Origin of the sequence: Pseudomonas sp. S150 (assembly GCF_004526365.1) — a bacterium.
GTDB lineage: Bacteria > Pseudomonadota > Gammaproteobacteria > Pseudomonadales > Pseudomonadaceae > Aquipseudomonas > Aquipseudomonas putida_A.
On record NZ_CP038207.1, the window covers coordinates 3,493,697 to 3,513,452 of the forward strand.

Below are 19,756 nucleotides of genomic sequence, written 5' to 3' on the forward strand. Positions count from 1 at the left end.
ACATGGCGAAGAAACCCAAGGCAGCCACCTTTATCAAAGACCCGCTCTGGTACAAGGATGCGGTGATCTATCAAGTTCACGTCAAATCGTTTTTCGACTCAAACAACGACGGCATCGGCGACTTTCCCGGCCTGATCGCCAAACTCGACTACATCGCCGAACTCGGCGTCAACACCATCTGGCTACTGCCGTTCTACCCGTCGCCACGCCGCGACGACGGTTACGACATCGCCGAATACCGCGGTGTGCACAGCGACTACGGGACCATGGCCGACGCCAAACGCTTTATCGCCGAGGCGCACAAGCGTGGTTTGCGGGTGATCACCGAACTGGTCATCAACCACACCTCGGATCAGCACCCGTGGTTCCAGCGGGCGCGCAAGGCCAAGCCCGGTTCGGCGGCGCGCGACTTTTATGTGTGGTCGGATGACGACCAGAAATACGACGGCACCCGGATCATCTTCCTCGACACCGAAAAGTCCAACTGGACCTGGGACCCGGTCGCCGGCCAGTACTTCTGGCACCGTTTCTACTCGCACCAGCCCGACCTCAACTTCGACAACCCGCAAGTAATGAAAGCAGTGCTGTCGGTGATGCGTTACTGGCTGGACATGGGCATCGACGGCCTGCGTCTCGACGCGATTCCGTACCTGATCGAACGCGACGGCACCAACAACGAAAACCTGCCTGAGACCCACGACGTCCTCAAGCAGATCCGGGCCGAGATCGACGCGAATTACCCCGACCGCATGCTGCTGGCCGAGGCCAACCAATGGCCGGAAGACACCCAGCTGTACTTCGGCGACACCGATGCCGAGGGCGTCAATGGCGACGAATGCCACATGGCCTTTCACTTCCCGCTGATGCCGCGCATGTACATGGCGCTGGCCCAGGAAGATCGCTTCCCGATCACCGACATTCTGCGGCAAACCCCCGAGATTCCGGCCAACTGCCAGTGGGCAATTTTCCTGCGTAACCACGATGAGCTGACGCTGGAGATGGTCACCGACAAAGAGCGCGACTACCTGTGGAACTACTACGCCGCTGACCGCCGCGCGCGGATCAACCTCGGCATTCGTCGGCGTCTGGCGCCGTTGATGGAGCGTGACCGCCGCCGCGTTGAACTGCTCAACAGCCTGCTGCTGTCGATGCCCGGCACGCCGACCCTGTATTACGGCGACGAAATTGGCATGGGCGACAACATCTACCTCGGCGACCGCGACGGCGTGCGCACGCCGATGCAATGGTCGATTGACCGCAATGGCGGTTTCTCCCGCGCCGATCCGGCCAGTCTGGTGCTGCCGCCGATCATGGACCCGCAATACGGTTATCTGTCGGTCAACGTCGAAACCCAGGCCGGCGATCCGCATTCGCTGCTGAACTGGACGCGGCGCATGCTCGCTGTGCGCAAGCAGTCCAAGGCCTTCGGGCGCGGTACGCTGAAGATGCTTTCGCCGAGCAATCGACGGATTTTGGCCTACACCCGCGAGTTCACCGACGCCGACGGCAAGCACGAAATCATTCTTTGCGTGGCCAACGTCTCGCGCAGCGCGCAGGCGGCGGAACTCGATCTGTCGGCCTACGTCGGCATGGTCCCGGTGGAGATGCTCGGCGGTAATGCGTTCCCGCCGATCGGCCAGTTGAATTTCCTCCTGACCCTGGCGCCGTACGGTTTCTACTGGTTCGCCCTGGCTGCAGAAAACCAGATGCCGAGCTGGCACGTGGAGCCGGCGCAGAGCCTGCCGGACTTCACCACCCTGGTGCTGAAAAAACGCATGGAAGAACTGCTCGAAACGCCGACCCGCAACACGCTGGAGCAGAGCATTCTGCCGAGCTGGCTGCAGAACCGCCGCTGGTTCGCCGGCAAGGACGCAGCCATCGAACAGGTCAATCTGGCCTACGGCGTGCGCTTCGGCGATGCGCAGCATCCGGTGCTGCTCAGCGAGATCGAAGTCACCAGCGCCGGGCAGACCAGCCGCTATCAACTGCCGTTCGGCTTCATCGCTGAAGATCAGGTCGGGCCGGCATTGCCGCAGCAACTGGCATTGTCGCGTGTTCGTCGCGGGCGTCAGGTCGGTCTGATCACGGATGCGTTCAGCCTCGAAACGTTTGTGCACGCGGTGCTGCAAGGCATGCAGAGCAACACCGTGCTCAATTCCGAACAGGGCGAGATTCGTTTCGCGCCGACCGCGCAACTGGAAAAACTCGGCCTCGGTGCCGAATCCGAGGTGCGCTATCTGTCGGCCGAGCAATCGAACAGTTCGGTGGTGATCGGCAACAGTCTGGTGCTGAAGCTGATCCGCAAGGTCGCCTCGGGTGTTCACCCGGAACTGGAAATGAGCGCGTACCTGACCGAGGCCGGTTTCGCCAACATCTCGCCGCTGCTCGGCTCGGTGATCCGCCGCGATGGCGCTGGCGAAGACAACCTGCTGATGATCGCCCAAGGCTATCTGAGCAATCAGGGCGATGCCTGGGAATGGACGCAGAACAACCTCGAACGGGCGTTGCGTGATGAGCTGGCCGACTCGATGTCCGAGCAGGAACAGCATTACAACGCCCTCGGCGAACTGAAGGACTTTGCCGGCATGCTCGGCCAGCGTCTGGGCGAAATGCACCAGGTGCTGGCGGCGCCGAGCGACAACCCCGACTTCGCCCCGCAAACCACCAGCGCCAAGGACGCCCAAGCCACTGGCAAGGACGTCGCGGCGCAGGTCGAGCATGCGTTGAAGCTGCTCAAGCAACATCAGAGTCACTTGAGCGCGGCGGATCAGAAAATGGTCGCGCGGCTGCTCGACAACAAAAAAGTCATCCTCGGCCATGTGCAGGAACTCGCGCAGAAAGCTGTGGGCGGCTTGCGTATTCGCGTCCACGGCGACTTGCATTTGGGTCAGGTGCTGGTGATCAAGGGCGATGCCTATCTGATCGATTTCGAGGGTGAACCGGCGCGGCCGCTGCACGAACGGCGCGGCAAACACAGTCCTTACAAGGACGTCAGCGGCGTGCTGCGCTCCTTCGATTACGCGGCGGCGATGACGATCAACGTGCACAACGTCGATCACAGTCCAGAGTCGGAAGCGGCCCGGCATCGGGTTGCCGAGCGCTACCTGCGTGAGGCGCGCGAGGCATTTGTTCAGGCATATCGCCAAGCGGCAGCTAGTCTTGATCATGCCTGGCAGGATCCTGCGGGTGCCGACGCTGCGCTTGCGCTGTTCGGCCTGGAGAAGGCGGCCTATGAAGTGGCCTATGAAGCCGAAAATCGCCCCACGTGGCTGCCCGTGCCGTTGCACGGTTTGTATGGGTTATTGACGGGGCTTAAACCCTTTTCCGATCTTGGTGGAGAGTAGTCATGAGTTTCTCGAACAAGGAACAGGGTCACGCTAAAGAAGCGTTATTGCCGGCGGCGCGGGACATCGACGCCCTGGTGCGCGCTGAACACCACGACCCGTTTTCCATTCTCGGCCCGCACGGTGATGGTGCCGGTGGGCAGTTCATCCGCGATTATCTGCCGGGTGCATTGAAAGTCGAAGTGCTGGACAAGGACAGCGGTGAAGAACGCGGCGAACTGCAAGCCACCGAAACACCGGGATTGTTTGTCGGTCACTTCGATCAGGCGCGGCCGTATCTGCTGCGCACGCGTTGGGCCGGCGGCGAACAGGTCGCGGAAGATCCCTACAGCTTCGGCCAGTTGCTCGGCGAAATGGATTTGTATCTGTTCGCTGAAGGCAATCACCGTGATCTGAGCAGCTGCCTCGGCGCGCAACTGACCACCGTCGATGGCGTCGACGGTGTGCGCTTTGCCGTGTGGGCGCCGAATGCTCGCCGAGTGTCGGTGGTCGGCGATTTCAACGTGTGGGATGGTCGCCGCCATCCGATGCGCCTGCGCCATCCGTCCGGGGTCTGGGAGTTGTTCATTCCGCGCCTGCAAGCAGGGGAGTTGTACAAGTACGAAATCCTCGGCGCTCACGGCATCCTGCCGCTGAAGGCTGACCCGATGGCGCTGGCCACCAGTCTGCCGCCGGACACCGCGTCGAAAGTCGCCGCACCGCTGCAGATCAACTGGCAGGATCAGGACTGGATGAACGGCCGTCGCGAACGGCAGAAGCATTCAGCGCCGCTGTCGATCTACGAATTGCATGCCGGCTCGTGGCAGTGCGAACTGGACGATCTGGGCGAAGTCGCCCGCCATTACACCTGGCCGGAACTGGCCGAACGGCTGATCCCTTACGTCAAGGAACTGGGTTTCACCCACATCGAACTGATGCCGATCATGGAGCACCCGTTTGGCGGCTCATGGGGTTATCAGTTGCTCTCGCAATTCGCCCCGAGTGCCCGATACGGCACGCCAGAGCAGTTCGGTGAGTTCGTCGACGCCTGTCACCGCGCCGATATCGGCGTGATCCTCGACTGGGTGCCGGCGCATTTCCCCACAGATACTCACGGTCTGGCGCAGTTCGACGGCACCGCGCTGTACGAATATGGCAACCCGCTGGAAGGCTTTCACCAAGATTGGGACACGCTGATCTACAACCTCGGGCGTACCGAAGTTCACGGCTACATGTTGGCGTCGGCGCTGCACTGGTTGAAGCATTTCCATATCGACGGTCTGCGCGTCGATGCGGTGGCCTCGATGCTTTATCGCGACTATTCGCGCAAGGCCGGCGAATGGGTGCCGAACCGTCACGGCGGGCGCGAGAATCTGGAAGCGATCGATTTCCTCCGCCATTTGAATGACGTGGTCGAACTGGAAGCTCCGGGGGCGCTGGTGATCGCCGAGGAATCCACCGCATGGCCGGGCGTCAGCCAAAGCACCCAGCAGGGTGGTCTCGGTTTCGCCTACAAATGGAACATGGGCTGGATGCACGACTCGCTGCACTACATCCAGCAGGATCCGGTGTACCGCGCGCACCATCACAACGAACTGAGTTTTGGTCTGGTCTATGCCTGGTCCGAGCGCTTCATCCTGCCGATCTCCCACGACGAAGTGGTGCACGGCAAGCACTCGCTGATCGACAAGATGCCCGGCGACCGCTGGCAGAAATTCGCCAACCTGCGCGCCTATCTGAGTTTCATGTGGACCCATCCGGGCAAGAAGCTGTTGTTCATGGGTTGCGAATTCGGCCAGTGGCGCGAGTGGAATCACGATCAGCAACTGGACTGGTACCTGCTGCAATACTCGGAACACAAAGGCGTGCAGAAACTGGTCGGCGACCTCAATCGCTTGTACCGCGAAGAACCGGCGCTGCACGACCAGGACGATGCACCGCAGGGCTTCCAGTGGTTGATTGGCGATGACGCGATCAACAGCGTGTACGCGTGGCTGCGCTGGAGCAAGGACGGCAAACCGGTGCTGGTGGTGGCCAACTTCACCCCGGTGCCGCGTCAGTCGTACCGGGTCGGCGTACCGTTCGCCGGACGCTGGAACGAACTGCTCAACAGCGATGCCGACACCCTACGCCGGTTCGAATTATGGCAATGGCGGCGGGGCGTTTACCGAAGAGGTGCCGAGCCATGGCCAGTCGTTGTCGCTTGAACTGAATCTGCCGCCGCTGTGGCGGTGTTGATTCTCAAGCCGGAGGGTTGATCCGCGACCGCGTCGCTGCCATCGCGAGCAGGCTCACTCCTACATTTGGAATGCGTCTCCCTGTAGGAGTGAGCCTGCTCGCGATGGCGTCAGCTCAGAGGCCATCGCCCCTCAAGCCGAAATCACCAACGCATCCGCACCCCCAGGCTGCCAATCAACCCGTTCAAGTCATTGTCATCCACATCACTGCTGTAATCGGCGCTGACATACAGGCTGACCGCCGGCGTCACCCGCGCCACTAATCCGAGCCCTAATTCGACCGTCGATGATTTGCGGCTGCTGCTGATCTTGTCGACCTGGTCCAGGGTCACCGTGTTGCCGGTATACACCGTGTGCCAGAGGTTGGTGCGCACGTAGGGTTCCACGGGCAGACCGTTCACATCGTAGCTACCTTTGAGGCGGGCGCCGACGCGGCCGCTCCATGCCGACAGATCCGATGACGACGCATTGCCGGAGCCCGCGTACGGCGTGTCGAGGGTGATGCGCTGATTGATCAGCTGCGCCTGGGGTTCAACCACCCAGTTGCCGCCCAGGCCGATCGGATACCCACCTTCGACCGAGAAGGTCATCGCACTGCCTTCGGTGGCCTGGCGCACGCCTTGTTCGTTGCGACTGAAACCGCTGACCCGGCCACCGCTGGCCGTCAGGTCGACATGCCAGCCTTGCGCGCCAGTCAGGCGGTAATAAGCGCCGAGGCTCTGTCCTTGCAGGTTCAGAGTGTCGACGGCCGGGTCGGCGAGGGCGCGGCTGTTGATCGGGCCGCCGCTGTTAGCCTGGATCTGGTTGTATCCGCCAATCAGGCCGAGGGTCTGAGTGTGGCCGCCGGCGCTTTGCACGGTGATTACTGGCGCGCCTTTGAAGTCGCCGTTACCGGGGGTGGCAAAACCTGGTGACAGCACGTCGGTTTGCGCTTGCCGGGCGCTTTGTCCGTACAACCGGTCCCAGGCTGCCGGCGCCAGATCTTCGGTGATCAGGTCGGTGCCGCGCAAATCGGGACGTGGACTCAGGCGTTGTGGCTCGGGGGTGACAACGGTCGCCGGCAGGGTCAGAACGGGCATGTCCTGGTGATACCAGGGAGTGGTTTCATCCGCCGCAGGTCCGGCCTGCGCCTCCATGGATGAGCACAGCAGAATCGAACTCGACACTGTGCAAAACGTCACTTTGATCTCTTGTGGGGTGAATGAGCTTTTCATGGAGGTCTACCTTGCAAGCGCATGCGGGATCTCTTTTCTGGCGTCTCTCCTACCCCGAACGAGGGGCGACCGAATGGAGCGGGGCGAACCGCGGCGCTCGATTTCGCGAGTGCCGTAAGGGTCGCCCCGGTGAGTAATTCCGGGGGTAGTAAGGTAGAGATAAGAAGAGCGATGCCCATGCGTCAAGAAACTGCACGATGAGCGGTACAGCTAAATCAGGCGCTGCAAGCGTTTGTTTTTCTGCACATATCCAAGTCATTGTCTGTGCTTACAAATGCACTTCCACCGCCAGCGGCAAATGATCCGACAAGTGCGTCCACGGCTTGTTGCCGAGGATCTGCGGGTCGTGGCTGCTGGCATTGCGCAGGTAGATGCGGTCCAGGCGCAGCAGTGGAAAACGCGCAGGGTAGGTCTTGGCCGGGCGGCCGTGGTGGCGTTCGAAGGCTTCGTGCAGGTAATCGCGGCGGGCGAGGGCGGCATTGCCCTGCAGCTGCCAGTCATTGAAGTCGCCGGCAATGATGACCGGCGCATCGTCGGGCAATGATTCGAGCAACTGGCAAAGCAGCTGCAACTGCAATTGGCGGTGGCTTTCCAGCAGACTCAGGTGCACGCAGATCGCGTGGACTTCGGCGTGGCCGGGTACGTCCAGCACGCAGTGCAGCAGGCCTCTGCGCTCGGGGCCGGTGATCGACACGTCGAGGTTGCGGTATTCGCGGATCGGGTATTTCGACAGCAGCGCATTGCCATGATGACCATCGGGGTACACCGCGTTGCGCCCGTAGGCAAAGTCGCTCCACATGCTGTCGGCGAGAAATTCGTATTGCGAGGTTTGCGGCCACTCGTGGTAGCGATTGGAATGTCGCTCGTGTTCGCCCACCACCTCCTGCAGAAACACCAGATCAGCCGAGGTGCTGCGCACCGCTTCGCGCAGTTCCGGCAGGATGAAGCGCCGGTTGAGGGCGGTAAAACCCTTGTGAGTGTTGACCGTCAACACGCGCAGGCGATGGATGACGGGTGCGTCTACGGCGTGACGCTTGGGATCGCTGGACACGTTCACTCCTCTGAAAAAACGGCTTCCTGTTCATGCGACTGGTCTGTGAGCGGGCAGTTCCTTCCAGATGCCTCAGGCCGTAATACAAATCACCAGAGCCGCCAGGAAACCTGTGGGAGCGAGCCTGCTCGCGAAAGCGGCCTCACAGTCGACCAATCTCCGACTGAATGCACTCGGTCAAATGGTGGGAGCTGGCTTGCCAGCGATGACGGCCTACAAGACGATCACCCTCCCAACTGAATGCACTCATTCCAACTGTGGGAGCGGGCTTGCTCGCGAAAGCGGCCTGCCAGACAGCATCAAAACAACCGGGTAACTCTCGATACCCCCGCGCATATAAACCTAACTCCGCAACCACGTTTAAAGTACACGAACCGTTACGCCATAACGGCTACAACGCCTTGCGCCGTTACCTACGCGTACGCCAGAATCCGCCGGCTTACACGGCTATGCGTTGAGCTTATCGTTTCCCTGTCACTGGAAAACAGTGATCGGGTTTGGTAGCCCATTTCGGTACGGTCGTATGGCGTCACCTTATGCAGCCTCTTTTTGGGGCTCAGTTTTATGGTGGACATGCGTGGGGCTCATTCGTGAGCGCCGGGTTCCGTATCGACCGGTCTACCAACCCGCGCATGGCCGCCACCCATCGTTTGGTAGCGAGGGTGATGGCTCCTATTTCTCGATACGGAGTTTCATCCATGTTCAAAGCCACACCCAACCCCCCAGACACCTCAATCCCGTACGACCCAGCCCTCGACCCGCAGAAGATAAAAGCGGCAACCGACCGCGCCATCAACTTCTACCTCAACCCCGGCGCACTGAAGATCTCGATCCCTTCAACCTCGTCATGCAAGGCGAACAGAATCTTCCTCATCGACCCCACCGTGGACGAAGAAACCTTGCTCGTCGAAGCCTGCGAATCATTAGCCGCCGCCAGTGACATGGCCCGCGACATCGGCTACACCGTCGATAACCCACAGCGCCGGGCGATGCTGATGCTGCATCAGGTGATCATGCTCAGTGAACTGATGGTCAACCGGGTACTCGATGGCCGCCGCGTGCCGAACTAACTGCCCGGTCCCCCCTGTAGGAGCTGCCGAAGGCTGCGATCTTTTGATGTTGCTTTTAAAAAACAAGATCAAAAGATCGCAGCCTTCGGCAGCTCCTACAGGGAGTCATTCTTTCAAAGTACTTTGATCGGAGTTCCATCTGATGTCCGAAACCCCACCCAATCCGCCAGTCACAGACCCGCTATCACCCTACGAATCCCTCAACTCCAGAAAACTCCACGAAGCCGCCGAACGCGCCCTGGACCACTACCTGGCCCCCGCGCAAATCATGGCCACACCCTACACCCCCAGCAGCATGTTCCTGGTCAATCCACAAACCGACACCGAATCCCTGCTGGCCAACGCCTGCGAATCCCTGGCCTCAGCCACGGTGATGCTGGGCGATTTCGCCGGCACGCTGGAGGGGCCGAGTCGTAATACGGTGTTGGGCATTGCGCAGGTGGTGATGCTGGGGGAGTTGGCGGTGAATCAGGCGCTGGATAATGTTGTGCCAAAGGAATAGGCGCTGACAGTTCTGGCCTCTTCGCGAGCAAGCCCGCTCCCACAGTGGATCTGCGTTGGTCACAGGTTAAGTGTCCGGCAAAGATCCATTGCATGAGTGAGCCTGCTCGCGATTGCCATTAAATAAATCTGTCCCCTTATCACTTCTCAGCAACTAGGGTTTAAGGCGAGCAAACCCTTCTTATCAATTGAATGTGACGGTGAAGGGCGGAGTTATCTGCTTTCCTGTGGGGCCGAAAAAGTTCAGCGTATATAGTCCCGGCCCGTTGAGTTTGATACCCCATAATCCGAGTTGACGGGAACCAGGAGATTTAATGTCTAAAGTCCTGCTTTGAAGCTCAACCATGGGGCTACTTAGCGTTACTACATGAGTTCCTATGGCGAGGGATACGACCTGAAAACCCAAGCTCAAGCCGACGTAATTCGAAAATAACAATACGCTACCGTTTTGAGGAAGATACCCGGCGCCTCCTGACGGCAATTGCATCCAAAAACTGAGAACATCTTTTGCATCTATGACAACGATGAGGTACGGGGCAGAAGTCTGATCACTGCCATCTAGAACCTTCGCTGTGAAGATGTGAGTCAACGCGTCAAGCCCCAGCAAGGTGTACGACCATTCTCCGTTTTGCGAGTCTGCCAAGACCTCGCCTATGGCTGTCAGGTTATCCAGAATTTCGACTCTTTGGCCCCTGCTTGCGACCCCGGTCAGAACTATCGTTCTGTCAGCAGTATCACGGCCAGACACAATCATCTGGCCCACAGAGTCTCTTGCCGAAATGATGGTGGGCCGCACATCCTCAAACGCCTTGATCGTATAAGTACGCACCGGAAACTCCACCGCCTCACTCTCCACCGTGCTCTGACCAAGCGCCGCTTTAAACGCCAATTCCAGGCTGCTGCCATCCTGCAGAGCTTGGAGCTCATCGGCTGGAAGCGGAAAAGTGAAGAACCGGTCAGCGATCCAGTCGGGGTTGGTGAAGGCCGTCGGTGCGCTCCAGATCTCGCGTGTGTAGGCGCTGCCGTCGGCATTGGTCCCGCGCAGACGCAACCAGACGTATTGGTTGAGGGCGATCAGCGGCCAGTCACCCATGCGTACGGACGCTTGGGTCAGGTTGCCGGTATGCAGTTCCGGGCCGGCGCCGTCGTTGTCGGCCTGCTCGATGGTGGGGCTGGCCAACGCGCTCTGCGGCATTGCTTGCACCGTCAGGTCAAATTCCCGGGACGGTGTTGGATGACCATCAATGATCACGACGTAGGAGATTTTTACCTGCTTACCCAGGTTGAACGCCACCACGCTGTTGGGGATCGCAAACTCAAGCCCTTCGCTTACCGCACGCGGCACTGAGGTGTGCGACCCGCCGGCCGGTGTGCCGTCAGCGCCAGTCCAGGTGACGCTGATTGCATGGTTTGGCAGCAACGCGCTGTTGTCCGGCACCACGATGGTCAAGGTGTCCCTGACCAGCAGCGGGTTGAGTGCGCTGTCGCCGTTGTTCTCCTTGATCGAGGGGGCGAGCAGTTCCAGCGCGACGCCCACGGTGAACACCAATGGATTCGAAAGGCTGGTCTCATCTGTGGCATGGCGCCAGAGCTGGTAGCGGACGGTGATCTTGCCGCCGCGGTTCGGTTCGATGTGTTGGGCGACGAAGGCGGCGTCCAGGTTGATGACCCAGTCTTGTTGGGCGGTTACGGCATTGAATGTGCGGGACCCGGGTTCCTCGCCGGAGATGTCGCCCACCCACTTCCAGGTGGCCTCGTCGTTGGCTACCCATGGCTTCACCACAGGCCTGGGGATGGTCAGTTTACTGGTACCGCCGGGCAGTGTGGCCGGGTCGAGGAAGCCGTTCGCCACCCCGAGGACAATGGGGGCGTCCAGCTCGAATTTCGGTTCACCCACATTGAACAATTTCGTGTGCAGCGACTCCCGTCTGAGGATCTCGTCGCCTTCGGCTGTCAGCAGGTCGTACCACCCCTTCAGGGTTCCGCCGTCAAGGAGCTTGAGGTTGTAGTCATCGACGGTGATGACAAAACCTTCGGGATTCTCGACTTCATCCTCCTCCGGAATGTGCCACTCCAACTCAGGCAGGAAGGTGCTGCCGTCCGGACTTTTACCCAACAGGAACAGCTCAATGCCCATGCCGTACTCGATGGCCGGATCGAACGGAATGCGGACGTTGATGGGTGTCTTCGTGGGATCGATGAATTCTCCCTCGGCTTCTTCGATGATCGGTGCGGCCAGGCGGTGGGCTGCGCCGGTGACTTGTACAAACTGCCTTTTTGAGCCTAACGGGTCACTGCTGCCGCTGCGTTCCAGCCGATAGAAGAAACTGACCTGGGTATTGACCAGTTTACGCACGGCCGCAATGGACAGCTTGAACTCGTAGTTATGCGGGATATTGTCGACGGTCTGGGGCAGGGCGGTGACTTCGACTTTTTCGCCCTCCAGGGTGGTGCCGAGCATGGTCAAGTGAATGATGTCATCCATCTCGAAGTCTGGCCGTGTGGCCGTGACATGCACCGTGATGTCGTTATCGCCCTGTTTATCGGCGTCGAGTTCATTATTGACAGCCTCCTGAACAATCGGTGCGGCCAGCAGGTCGATGCCGGTGGTGACGACGATGCGGGTTGCCTTGCACCAGTCTTCCGATTCATTGCCGACGATGTCGCGCACTTTGAAGGTGACCGCCAGACCGAAGAGGTCGGTGTCACCAGCCCGTTCAATAGTGGCTTTGGAGACCGTGATTAATATCGGGTTTGCCGCTGGATCGTTGATCTGCTCCAGGGTCACCGGTGTGGAATACTCAAAAAAGCCGCCCCAACTGAGATGAATGACGTCGCCCTGCGCGATGTCGGGGTAAGGCAAGCCGCTGCCGGACTCGGACCTGATGACAATCGGCACCCCCGCTTCGGCAACGTCTTTGTCCACACCGCCGTTGACGATTTCCGGGGGAATGTACATGTACAGGTTGGAGTGACCAGGGCCCGGGTCGATGTCCTGGCCACCGGGGAGTTCCAGTTTGACGAAGAGGTTGAGGGGCTTGTCCGGACGCTCTTCTTTTTGATTGGGCTGTTTGATTTCGTAGGTGAGTTCGTAAGGACCTGTCTGCAGATGACGAGGAGCCACCCACAAGAGGGTCGGTTGTTTGAGCTCGGTCTGGTCAATGATGGGACGCCCGTCGACCTCACGGTCATTGAGCAGCAGCTTGACGGTATCGCCGACAGCCTTGGTGGCCCAGACGGGGATGACGACCAGCAGGCCGAGGTCGGGAAAAGTGAACACCGCCGCCCGGTTGATCCCCCACTGACCGGAAGGCAGGAGGCGCCCGAGCACTATCGGGTCCAGCAATGAATGGGGGGCAGAGATTTTCTTCTTGGGCTGAACGAGCATGGTCGGAACTCCAAGCGAACTGTCGGGAGACAAAGGGCGTGGAGTTATTCAGCGCTGAAGATGACGGCTCTGGCTACTGTCAGAAATTACAGGTAGGGACGTATTTGCGATGAACGGTCGTGAGCCATAGCCACTGGCTCGCCGCATATCAATGTGGGAGCGGGCTCGCTCGCGAATAGGCCGGCACATTCAACATCACAGGTGACTGAACCGACGCTTTCGCGAGCAAGCCCGCTCCCACAGGGGATGGGTGTGTCAGATGAAGACAATTTCGTAGGGCAGGCGCATCCGCTCGAGGATCACCGGCGGCAGCATCGGCGCGATGCCGATCGCGGGTTCGCCCTTGAGCTGGCTGGCATAGGCGTGGGTGGCGTGGCTTTTGCGCGCCACGGTCCAGGTGTCGAGGCGCAGTTTGCGTGCACGATCCCAGGGGATCAGGCTCTGCTCGCGCTCCGGCCAGTGCCAGGCCCAGACTGCCACGTCGTGATAGGTGGCTCCGGCTTGCGCTGCCGCTTTGGCACTCGCACGTCCGACCGCTTCGTGGTCGTCGTTGCCGTCGTTGCGCCAAGTGCTGAACACCACGTCGCCGGGGCGCAGATAACGTGAGATGAAACTGCTGATTTCCGTCTCGCGCTCGAGCAGCGCGTTGTCGGTGAACCCGCCGCGCACCCATTTCAGACTGTGCATCGGCAGGCCGAGCCGACGCAGGGCTTCGACGCTTTCTTGCGGACGGAACACGCTCAGGCGTTTTTCCGACCACTGTCGCGAACCGGGATGGCTGGCGCTGCCGTCAGTGATCGACAGCAGTTGCAGCGGATGGCCAAGGCTGGAGAGCAATTGCAGGAGGCCGCCACAGGTCACCACTTCATCACCCGGATGCGGGGCGACGACGACGGCGCGAGCACCGCGGGGAACGAGGCTATGGGTGTTGATGACGGGAATGTTGTCCAGCTGCGGGGCACTGTTCCAGATCTGTACCGGCGGCGGGTTTTCGTTGAGGAATAACGGTTTCATGGGTGCTACGTCCTTGTCGAGTCAGGCCCTCAGCCGAATCTGCACCGTGCAAAAGCAGGTGCGCTCGACCCGTGAAGGCGAATGGATTGCTGTGCGACGCTCCCAACCCTGGATTGCCGCGCAGCAGAGTATTGCTCATGAAAACCGGTTCGTCGCGTTACAGATCAATCTGATCCGCTTTTTTTATGTCTAACTGTACCAATTTTCGCAGGTAGTCCCCGAAACCGCCCCGGGCACGGCTGTCCAGACGGGCGCTGGTGTGCACTTGCGGACGATGGCTCCAGGCAATGTCGGCACCGAGCAACTCCAGTTGCCGCACCAGTTGCACGTCCTCATCACAGGTCAAGGGGGCGAACCCCCCGGCCCAACGATAAGCATCGGCACTGACCCCGAGATTGGCGCCGTGGATATGGCGATGCCCGTCCCGCGCCTGATAGTGGCTGTGATAGCGGATTTGCGCGCTTTCGTCGAATGTCGGATCCCAATGTTCAACGGTCACCGTGCCGCACACCGCGTCCGCACCCAGACCCAACTGCGCCACCAGCCAGTCCTCGGCCACACGGCTGTCGGCGTCGGTGCAGGAGATCCAGCGCGCGCCACGCTCCAGCAACACCTGCGCGCCGGCGGCACGGGCCTGGCCGACGTTGCGGGCGTCGATGTGCAGGCTCAGTACCGGAAAGCCGCTGACGATCTGCGCCGAGCGATCGGTGCAGCTGTCGAGCACCACCAGCACTTCGACCGGTTCGCCGGCCAGCAGCCCGTGTTTGCTGGCGCGTACGGCGGCGCTCAGGCACTGTTCGAGCAGGTCTTGCTCGTTGTGCGCGGGAATCAGAATGCCGATCATCGCAGGCCCTCCAATGCGGCCACCGAGCGCGGCTCACGGCTCCAGACTTCAAGAATGAAGTCGGCTTCCTGATGCAGCGCCAGACGCGGTAGCGGTAATTGCTCGTGAATCAGGTCATGTACCTGCCGCGCGTTGAGCGGGCAGCCATCGATGGGCGGGCGCCAGTGGCAGGCCAGCAACTGGCCGTCAGCCGTCAGGGATTCACTGATGCGGCGGATCACTTCTGTCAGATCCTGGGCATCGAGGTAGTAGCCGATTTCGCTAAATACAATCAGGTCGAATTTTTCCTCCGGCCAGTCACCGGGCAAGCGACTTTGGCGCACCTCGGCATGGTCAAACAGGCTCAATCGGGTACGCGCCAGATTCACCGCGGCACTGGCGGTGTCGCAACACAGCAGGCGGTCGCAGCGCTCGGCGAGCTCGGCGCTGAGTTCGCCATTGGCGCAACCGGGTTCGAAGATCGCCCGATAATGCGCGCGAGGCAGGGCGGCGAGGGTGATAGCGCGTTTGCGCTGTTCGTACCAGCGCTCGCGGAAGGCCCAGGGATCATCGTTAGCGCTGAATAATCCGTCGAAGTAACGATCATCGACACTCATAGGAACACCACTTCAAACGGTTGCAGCAGACGATCCAGCACGTACGGCGCCAATACCGGTTGCAGCCCGGCTTGCGGATCGCCCTCCAACTGACTGGCGAACGCATGCACCGCGTGGCGTTTGCGCGCCACTTGCTCCGGCGACAACAGAATCTTGCGCGCGCGCTGCCATGGCACTGAGGCGTCTTCGGGGGAGGCCCAGTGCCAGGTCCATACCGGCAATTCGTGGCAGGTGGCGCCGACCCGCCGCGCGGCTTCGATACTCGCGCGGCCGGCAGCTTCGTGATCGCAGTGGCCGTCCTCGCACCAGGTGCTGAACACCACGTCGCCGGGGCGCAGGTGGCGTTCGATGAACGCTACCAGCGACGGCTCATCCGCAGCGACCTGGCTATCGCTGAAACCGCCGCGCAGCCATTTCATCCGGTGCAGCGGCACGCCGAGGCGGCGCAGGGCTTCGGCTGATTCCTGCGGCCGCACCACGCTCAGACGCTCCACCGGCCAGCGCTCGGAGCCGGGGTGACTGGCGCTGCCATCGGTGACCGAGATCAACTGCAACTGACGCCCGGCGGCGGCCAGCAACTGCAACATCCCGCCGCAGCCGAGCACTTCGTCGTCCGGGTGCGGGGCGACAATCACCGCCCGCGCGCCCGGTGGCACCAGACTGAGGACATCGACGCTGTCCAGCGCCGCGAGGTGCCGGGAATGTTGCCATTGCAGCAGCGAAGTGCCTTGGTGGCCGATGATCGGATCGGGTTTGTTCACGGCATTCATAGCGTCCAGGCCTCCTCGGGGTGTTCAGCCAGCGTTTGGCCAAGGGCCGCCAGATCACGCTCGGCATGGCTCTGGCGCAGGAACACCGGCAGATCGGCGCTCAACCGGGCGAAGTGCCGATCCTTGCAGAACGGAGCGGCACCCAGCGCCCGACCGGTCTCGCGCATCACTTGTTCAGCCGATTGCTCGACCACGGCGCGGGCACGCCGGGCCAACAGTTCGGCATCGGCTTCGGGATGCGCATCGATGTGCAACGCACTGAAACGCAGCACATTGGCCGCTGCGTACAGCGCCGCATCGACCGCACCGAGGTGGGCGAGGGCATGCGGCTCCTGACGTTGCGCGCAGTGTTGACGCAGCGCCTCGGAGATCTGCCGCGCCGCGCCGTACCAGCACGCGGCAATGCCGATCCCGCCTTGCCAGAAACCCGGACGATTCAGGTAGTCGCCGGGTTCGCCGATGGCCTGGGCCTCGGCGCCGTCGAACAGCACTTCGACGCTGCCGGTGGCACCCATGCCGACCGCTTGCCAGCCCTGATCGGTGATGGTCACGCCCGGTTGATCCAGCGCCACCGCGACCAGTTGCTGACGGTCTTCGACGTCCCACGCGGTGAGCAGCGCATGGCTGAGCACCGCCGCCCCGGAACACCAGGCCTTGCGCCCGTCGAGGCGCACCATGTGCCCGGCCGGTCGCACCTGCACCCGAGCCTGCGGTGGTTCAGCCGCCCACATGCCCCAAGTGCTGCCCGGTGTGGGCGAGCCACCAAGCTGTTCGATGATCGCCAATGCGTCGGTGTGGCCTTCGTAGAGTTTGCACAAGCCCAGATCGTGTCCGCCGACTTCGGCCAGACGCTGAAAGCGCTCCAGCGTGCGGCCGCTGCCGGGCAGCGGCAACTGATCCAGACCGGCCTCGACCAGCGCCCGCAGGCAATGGCCGAGTGCGGCGGTGTCGCGATAGTCGGGCGGGCGGCGCGCCAGATAACTGTGCAGGTCCATATCAGTCTTCTTCTTCGCGTTGCAGTTCGAACAGCAGCAGCGAACGTCCGGTGACCGAATACTCATGGCCGAACTCGAAGCGTTCCTGACCGCGAATCGATGGCTGATTGGTGTCGATCATGCAGGTCCAGAAACTGCCTTCCGGCACTTCCGGCAGGCTGAAGTTGACGATGTCGTGGTGGGCGTTGACCACCAGCAGCAGCGTCGCATCGGCACCCTTGCGGCGGATCCCGGTTTCCTGTGCGCGACCATCGAGGAGCATGCCCAGGCAACGGTTGTGCGCGTCATGCCAGTGCTCTGTGGTCATCTCGGTGCCGTCCGGCGCCAGCCAGGTGACGTCCTTGACGCCGATGTCCTCGTTATATTCGCCAACCAGGAAGCGCCCGCGACGCAGGATCGGGTAAGCCATACGCAGCTTGATCAGGCGTTTGACGAATTTGAGCAGCGCCTTGCCGTCCTCGCTCAGGTCCCAGTTGACCCAGCCGATCTCGCTGTCCTGGCAATAGGCGTTGTTGTTGCCGTCCTGGGTGCGGGCAAATTCGTCGCCGGCAACGATCATCGGCGTGCCCTGCGACAGCAGCAGCGTGGCGAAGAAGTTGCGCATCTGCCGGTGGCGCAGCGCATTGATCTCCGGGTCGTCGGTCGGGCCTTCGACGCCGTGGTTCCACGACAGGTTGTTGTTGCTGCCGTCCTGGTTGTTCTCGTCGTTGGCTTCGTTGTGCTTGTCGTTGTATGACACCAGATCGTTGAGGGTGAAACCGTCATGGGCGGTGATGAAGTTCACCGACGAGTACGGCCGCCGTCCGCGCTGGTTGAACATCTCGCCGGACGCGGTCATGCGGCTGGCGAAGTCGGCAACCTGGCCGTCGTCGCCTTTCCAGAACGCGCGCACGGTGTCGCGGAATTTGTCGTTCCACTCGACCCAGCCCGGCGGAAAGTGGCCGACCTGATAGCCACCGGGGCCACAGTCCCAAGGCTCGGCGATCATTTTCACCTGGCGCAGCACCGGGTCCTGACGGCAGGCGACGAGGAAGCTGTGACGCTCGTCGAAACCGTCGTGATAGCGCCCGAGAATCGTCGCCAGATCGAAGCGGAAACCGTCGACGTGCATCTCGCTGGCCCAATAACGCAGCGAGTCGGTGACCATCTGCAGCACGCACGGGTGACTGAGGTCGAGGGTGTTGCCGGTGCCGGAATCGTTGATGTAGTAGCGCTTGTCGTCCGGCATCAGCCGGTAATACGAGGCGTTGTCGATGCCGCGCATCGACAGGGTCGGGCCTTGCTCGTTGCCCTCGGCGGTGTGGTTGTAGACCACGTCGAGGATCACTTCCAGATTGGCCTCGTGCAGGTGCGCGACCATCTCCTTGAACTCGGCGATCTTGCCGCTGGCCAGGTAGCGCGGATCCGGGGCGAAAAAGGCGATGCTGTTGTAGCCCCAGTAGTTGGTCATGCCCTTTTGCAGCAGGTGCTGGTCATTGACGAAGGCATGGATCGGCAGCAGTTCCACGCTCGACACGCCGAGTTTGCGGATGTGCTCGAGCACATCGTCGACCATCAGACCGGCAAACGTACCGCGCACGTTCTCCGGCACCGAAGGGTGACGCATGCTGATGCCGCGTACGTGGGTTTCATAAATAATGGTTTTGTCCCACGGCACGCTGACGCGGTGGTCGTTGCCCCAAGTGTGCGCCGGGTCGATGACCTTGCACTTGGGCACGAACGGCGCGCTGTCGCGTTCATCGAAACTGAGGTCGGCGTCGGGGTGGCCGATGGTGTAGCCGAACAGCGCCTCCGACCATTTCAACTCGCCGACCAGTTGTTTGGCGTACGGGTCGATCAACAGTTTGTTGTGGTTGAAGCGATGGCCGTTCGCCGGGTCATACGGGCCATACACGCGGTAGCCGTAGATCAGCCCCGGATGGGCATCGGGCAGATAGCCGTGGTAGATCTCGTCGGTGTATTCCGGCAGTTCGATGCGCTCGAGTTCGACTTCGCCGGCATCGTCGAAGATGCACAGCTCGACCTTGGTGGCGTTAGCGGAAAACAGTGCAAAGTTAACCCCCAGACCATCCCAGGTCGCACCGAGCGGGAAGGGCAGGCCTTCACGGATTCTCGAAGGTTCAGCGTGCGCTGCGGGCTCGGCTTTTTTTGGACTGGACATGATTGCTCCTGCAAAACGGGTTGGTTCGAATAACGGATCAACTGTGGGAACAGAATCTGTGGTGAGGGGATTTATCCCCGATGGGTCGCGCAGCGGCCCTGCGACTGCTTCGCAGCCGATCGGGGATAAATCCCCTCACCACAGACATCTGTCCCTGACAGGGGGTGTTTGAGGTTTCCTGAGGACGAGTTGTCCCTGTGTGGCGAGCGAACCCGCCACACGGTCATTCAGTTCAATAATCCGGGTGTGTCAGTTGGCCGGGGGCTTGCGTGGGGCGCGCGGCTTTTTCTCGGCGGCTTTTTCGCCCGGTGGAATCACTTTGGCGGCGCTGGATGGCTTGGCTTTGGCGTCCGCTGGCGCCTTGGGCTTGGCCGCCGGGGTCTTGCTTTCAGTGGCCTTGCCGGTCGCAGTCTTGCCGGCAGTTTTGCTGCCCGCAGCCTTTGGCGACTTCTTCGGCGCGAGGGCCTCGGCTTCGGCCAGTTTGCGCGCCATTTCCCAATGACGCGCTTCATGACCTTCAGGTTTGCCCTCCGATTCCCAGATCTGATAGGCAAACTCGCGGATGCGTTTATCGTCGGTACTCATCGCAATG

General features: G+C 61.1%; 13 protein-coding genes and 1 pseudogene. 4 read left to right on the top strand and 10 right to left on the bottom strand.

Annotated elements, in window-relative coordinates; genetic code table 11:
- Positions 1–2: 2 nt before the first annotated feature.
- Positions 3–3,344 (top strand): maltose alpha-D-glucosyltransferase, encoded by a 3,342-nt coding sequence (treS, locus tag E3Z29_RS16080; protein WP_134786283.1) that lies wholly within the window; start codon positions 3–5, stop codon positions 3,342–3,344.
- Positions 3,345–3,346: 2 nt separating this feature from the next.
- Positions 3,347–5,581 (top strand): annotated as a pseudogene (gene glgB / locus E3Z29_RS16085) (1,4-alpha-glucan branching protein GlgB).
- Positions 5,582–5,703: 122 nt separating this feature from the next.
- Here glgB and E3Z29_RS16090 read toward each other — a convergent pair.
- Together E3Z29_RS16090 and E3Z29_RS16095 are read right to left on the bottom strand one after the other, a co-directional pair.
- Positions 5,704–6,774, bottom strand: a complete 1,071-nt coding sequence (locus E3Z29_RS16090; RefSeq protein ID WP_134786284.1) for an autotransporter outer membrane beta-barrel domain-containing protein — start codon at positions 6,772–6,774, stop codon at positions 5,704–5,706.
- Positions 6,775–7,042: 268 nt separating this feature from the next.
- Positions 7,043–7,825, bottom strand: coding sequence for an endonuclease/exonuclease/phosphatase family protein (locus E3Z29_RS16095; RefSeq protein WP_098963919.1), 783 nt, complete (start codon positions 7,823–7,825; stop codon positions 7,043–7,045).
- A gap of 698 nt (positions 7,826–8,523) precedes the next feature.
- On the opposite strand from E3Z29_RS16095, the gene E3Z29_RS16100 reads away from it, so the two are divergent.
- Together E3Z29_RS16100 and E3Z29_RS16105 are read left to right on the top strand one after the other, a co-directional pair.
- The gene (locus tag E3Z29_RS16100) at positions 8,524–8,895 is read left to right on the top strand and encodes a DUF6124 family protein (RefSeq protein WP_134786285.1); all 372 of its coding nucleotides are present in this window, start codon (positions 8,524–8,526) and stop codon (positions 8,893–8,895) included.
- A gap of 142 nt (positions 8,896–9,037) precedes the next feature.
- Positions 9,038–9,397, top strand: coding sequence for a DUF6124 family protein (locus tag E3Z29_RS16105; RefSeq protein ID WP_098963921.1), 360 nt, complete (start codon positions 9,038–9,040; stop codon positions 9,395–9,397).
- A 183-nt stretch (positions 9,398–9,580) separates the two neighbouring features.
- On the opposite strand, the gene E3Z29_RS16110 is transcribed toward E3Z29_RS16105, so the two are convergent.
- The 8 genes from E3Z29_RS16110 to E3Z29_RS16145 all read right to left on the bottom strand — a co-directional run bounded on the left by E3Z29_RS16110 (position 9,581) and on the right by E3Z29_RS16145 (position 19,749).
- On the bottom strand, positions 9,581–12,784 hold the full coding sequence (locus E3Z29_RS16110) for a hypothetical protein (protein WP_134786286.1): 3,204 nt from the start codon (positions 12,782–12,784) through the stop codon (positions 9,581–9,583).
- A gap of 255 nt (positions 12,785–13,039) precedes the next feature.
- On the bottom strand, positions 13,040–13,798 hold the full coding sequence (locus E3Z29_RS16115; RefSeq protein WP_134786287.1) for a PIG-L deacetylase family protein: 759 nt from the start codon (positions 13,796–13,798) through the stop codon (positions 13,040–13,042).
- Between the two features lie 157 nt (positions 13,799–13,955).
- Entirely contained in the window at positions 13,956–14,642 is a 687-nt protein-coding gene (locus E3Z29_RS16120) for a glycosyltransferase family 2 protein (protein ID WP_134786288.1), read from the bottom strand.
- The gene (locus E3Z29_RS16125) at positions 14,639–15,238 is read right to left on the bottom strand and encodes an SAM-dependent methyltransferase (RefSeq protein WP_049827864.1); all 600 of its coding nucleotides are present in this window, start codon (positions 15,236–15,238) and stop codon (positions 14,639–14,641) included. Before E3Z29_RS16125 ends, E3Z29_RS16120 begins: the two co-directional genes overlap by 4 nt.
- Entirely contained in the window at positions 15,235–16,008 is a 774-nt protein-coding gene (locus E3Z29_RS16130; protein WP_134786289.1) for a PIG-L deacetylase family protein, read from the bottom strand. The genes E3Z29_RS16125 and E3Z29_RS16130 overlap by 4 nt, the downstream gene beginning before the upstream one ends.
- Complete coding sequence (locus E3Z29_RS16135; protein WP_134786290.1) at positions 16,005–17,003, bottom strand: acyl-CoA dehydrogenase family protein; 999 nt, start codon at positions 17,001–17,003, stop codon at positions 16,005–16,007. Before E3Z29_RS16135 ends, E3Z29_RS16130 begins: the two co-directional genes overlap by 4 nt.
- A 1-nt stretch (position 17,004) precedes the next feature.
- On the bottom strand, positions 17,005–19,164 hold the full coding sequence (gene glgX / locus E3Z29_RS16140) for a glycogen debranching protein GlgX (protein WP_098963927.1): 2,160 nt from the start codon (positions 19,162–19,164) through the stop codon (positions 17,005–17,007).
- A 249-nt stretch (positions 19,165–19,413) separates the two neighbouring features.
- Positions 19,414–19,749, bottom strand: coding sequence for a DUF2934 domain-containing protein (locus E3Z29_RS16145; RefSeq protein WP_047602241.1), 336 nt, complete (start codon positions 19,747–19,749; stop codon positions 19,414–19,416).
- Positions 19,750–19,756 lie beyond the last annotated feature (7 nt).

Bases quoted from the DNA above. Each gene is read 5' to 3' on its own strand.
- E3Z29_RS16115 (WP_134786287.1), bottom strand. From the start codon at position 13,798: ATGAAACCGTTATTCCTCAACGAAAACCCGCCGCCGGTACAGATCTGG.
- E3Z29_RS16130 (WP_134786289.1), bottom strand. From the start codon at position 16,008: ATGAATGCCGTGAACAAACCCGATCCGATCATCGGCCACCAAGGCACT.
- E3Z29_RS16135 (WP_134786290.1), bottom strand. From the start codon at position 17,003: ATGGACCTGCACAGTTATCTGGCGCGCCGCCCGCCCGACTATCGCGAC.
- E3Z29_RS16110 (WP_134786286.1), bottom strand. From the start codon at position 12,784: ATGCTCGTTCAGCCCAAGAAGAAAATCTCTGCCCCCCATTCATTGCTG.
- glgX (WP_098963927.1), bottom strand. From the start codon at position 19,164: ATGTCCAGTCCAAAAAAAGCCGAGCCCGCAGCGCACGCTGAACCTTCG.
- E3Z29_RS16125 (WP_049827864.1), bottom strand. From the start codon at position 15,238: ATGAGTGTCGATGATCGTTACTTCGACGGATTATTCAGCGCTAACGAT.
- E3Z29_RS16100 (WP_134786285.1), top strand. From the start codon at position 8,524: ATGTTCAAAGCCACACCCAACCCCCCAGACACCTCAATCCCGTACGAC.
- treS (WP_134786283.1), top strand. From the start codon at position 3: ATGGCGAAGAAACCCAAGGCAGCCACCTTTATCAAAGACCCGCTCTGG.
- E3Z29_RS16120 (WP_134786288.1), bottom strand. From the start codon at position 14,642: ATGATCGGCATTCTGATTCCCGCGCACAACGAGCAAGACCTGCTCGAA.
- E3Z29_RS16105 (WP_098963921.1), top strand. From the start codon at position 9,038: ATGTCCGAAACCCCACCCAATCCGCCAGTCACAGACCCGCTATCACCC.
- E3Z29_RS16145 (WP_047602241.1), bottom strand. From the start codon at position 19,749: ATGAGTACCGACGATAAACGCATCCGCGAGTTTGCCTATCAGATCTGG.
- E3Z29_RS16090 (WP_134786284.1), bottom strand. From the start codon at position 6,774: ATGAAAAGCTCATTCACCCCACAAGAGATCAAAGTGACGTTTTGCACA.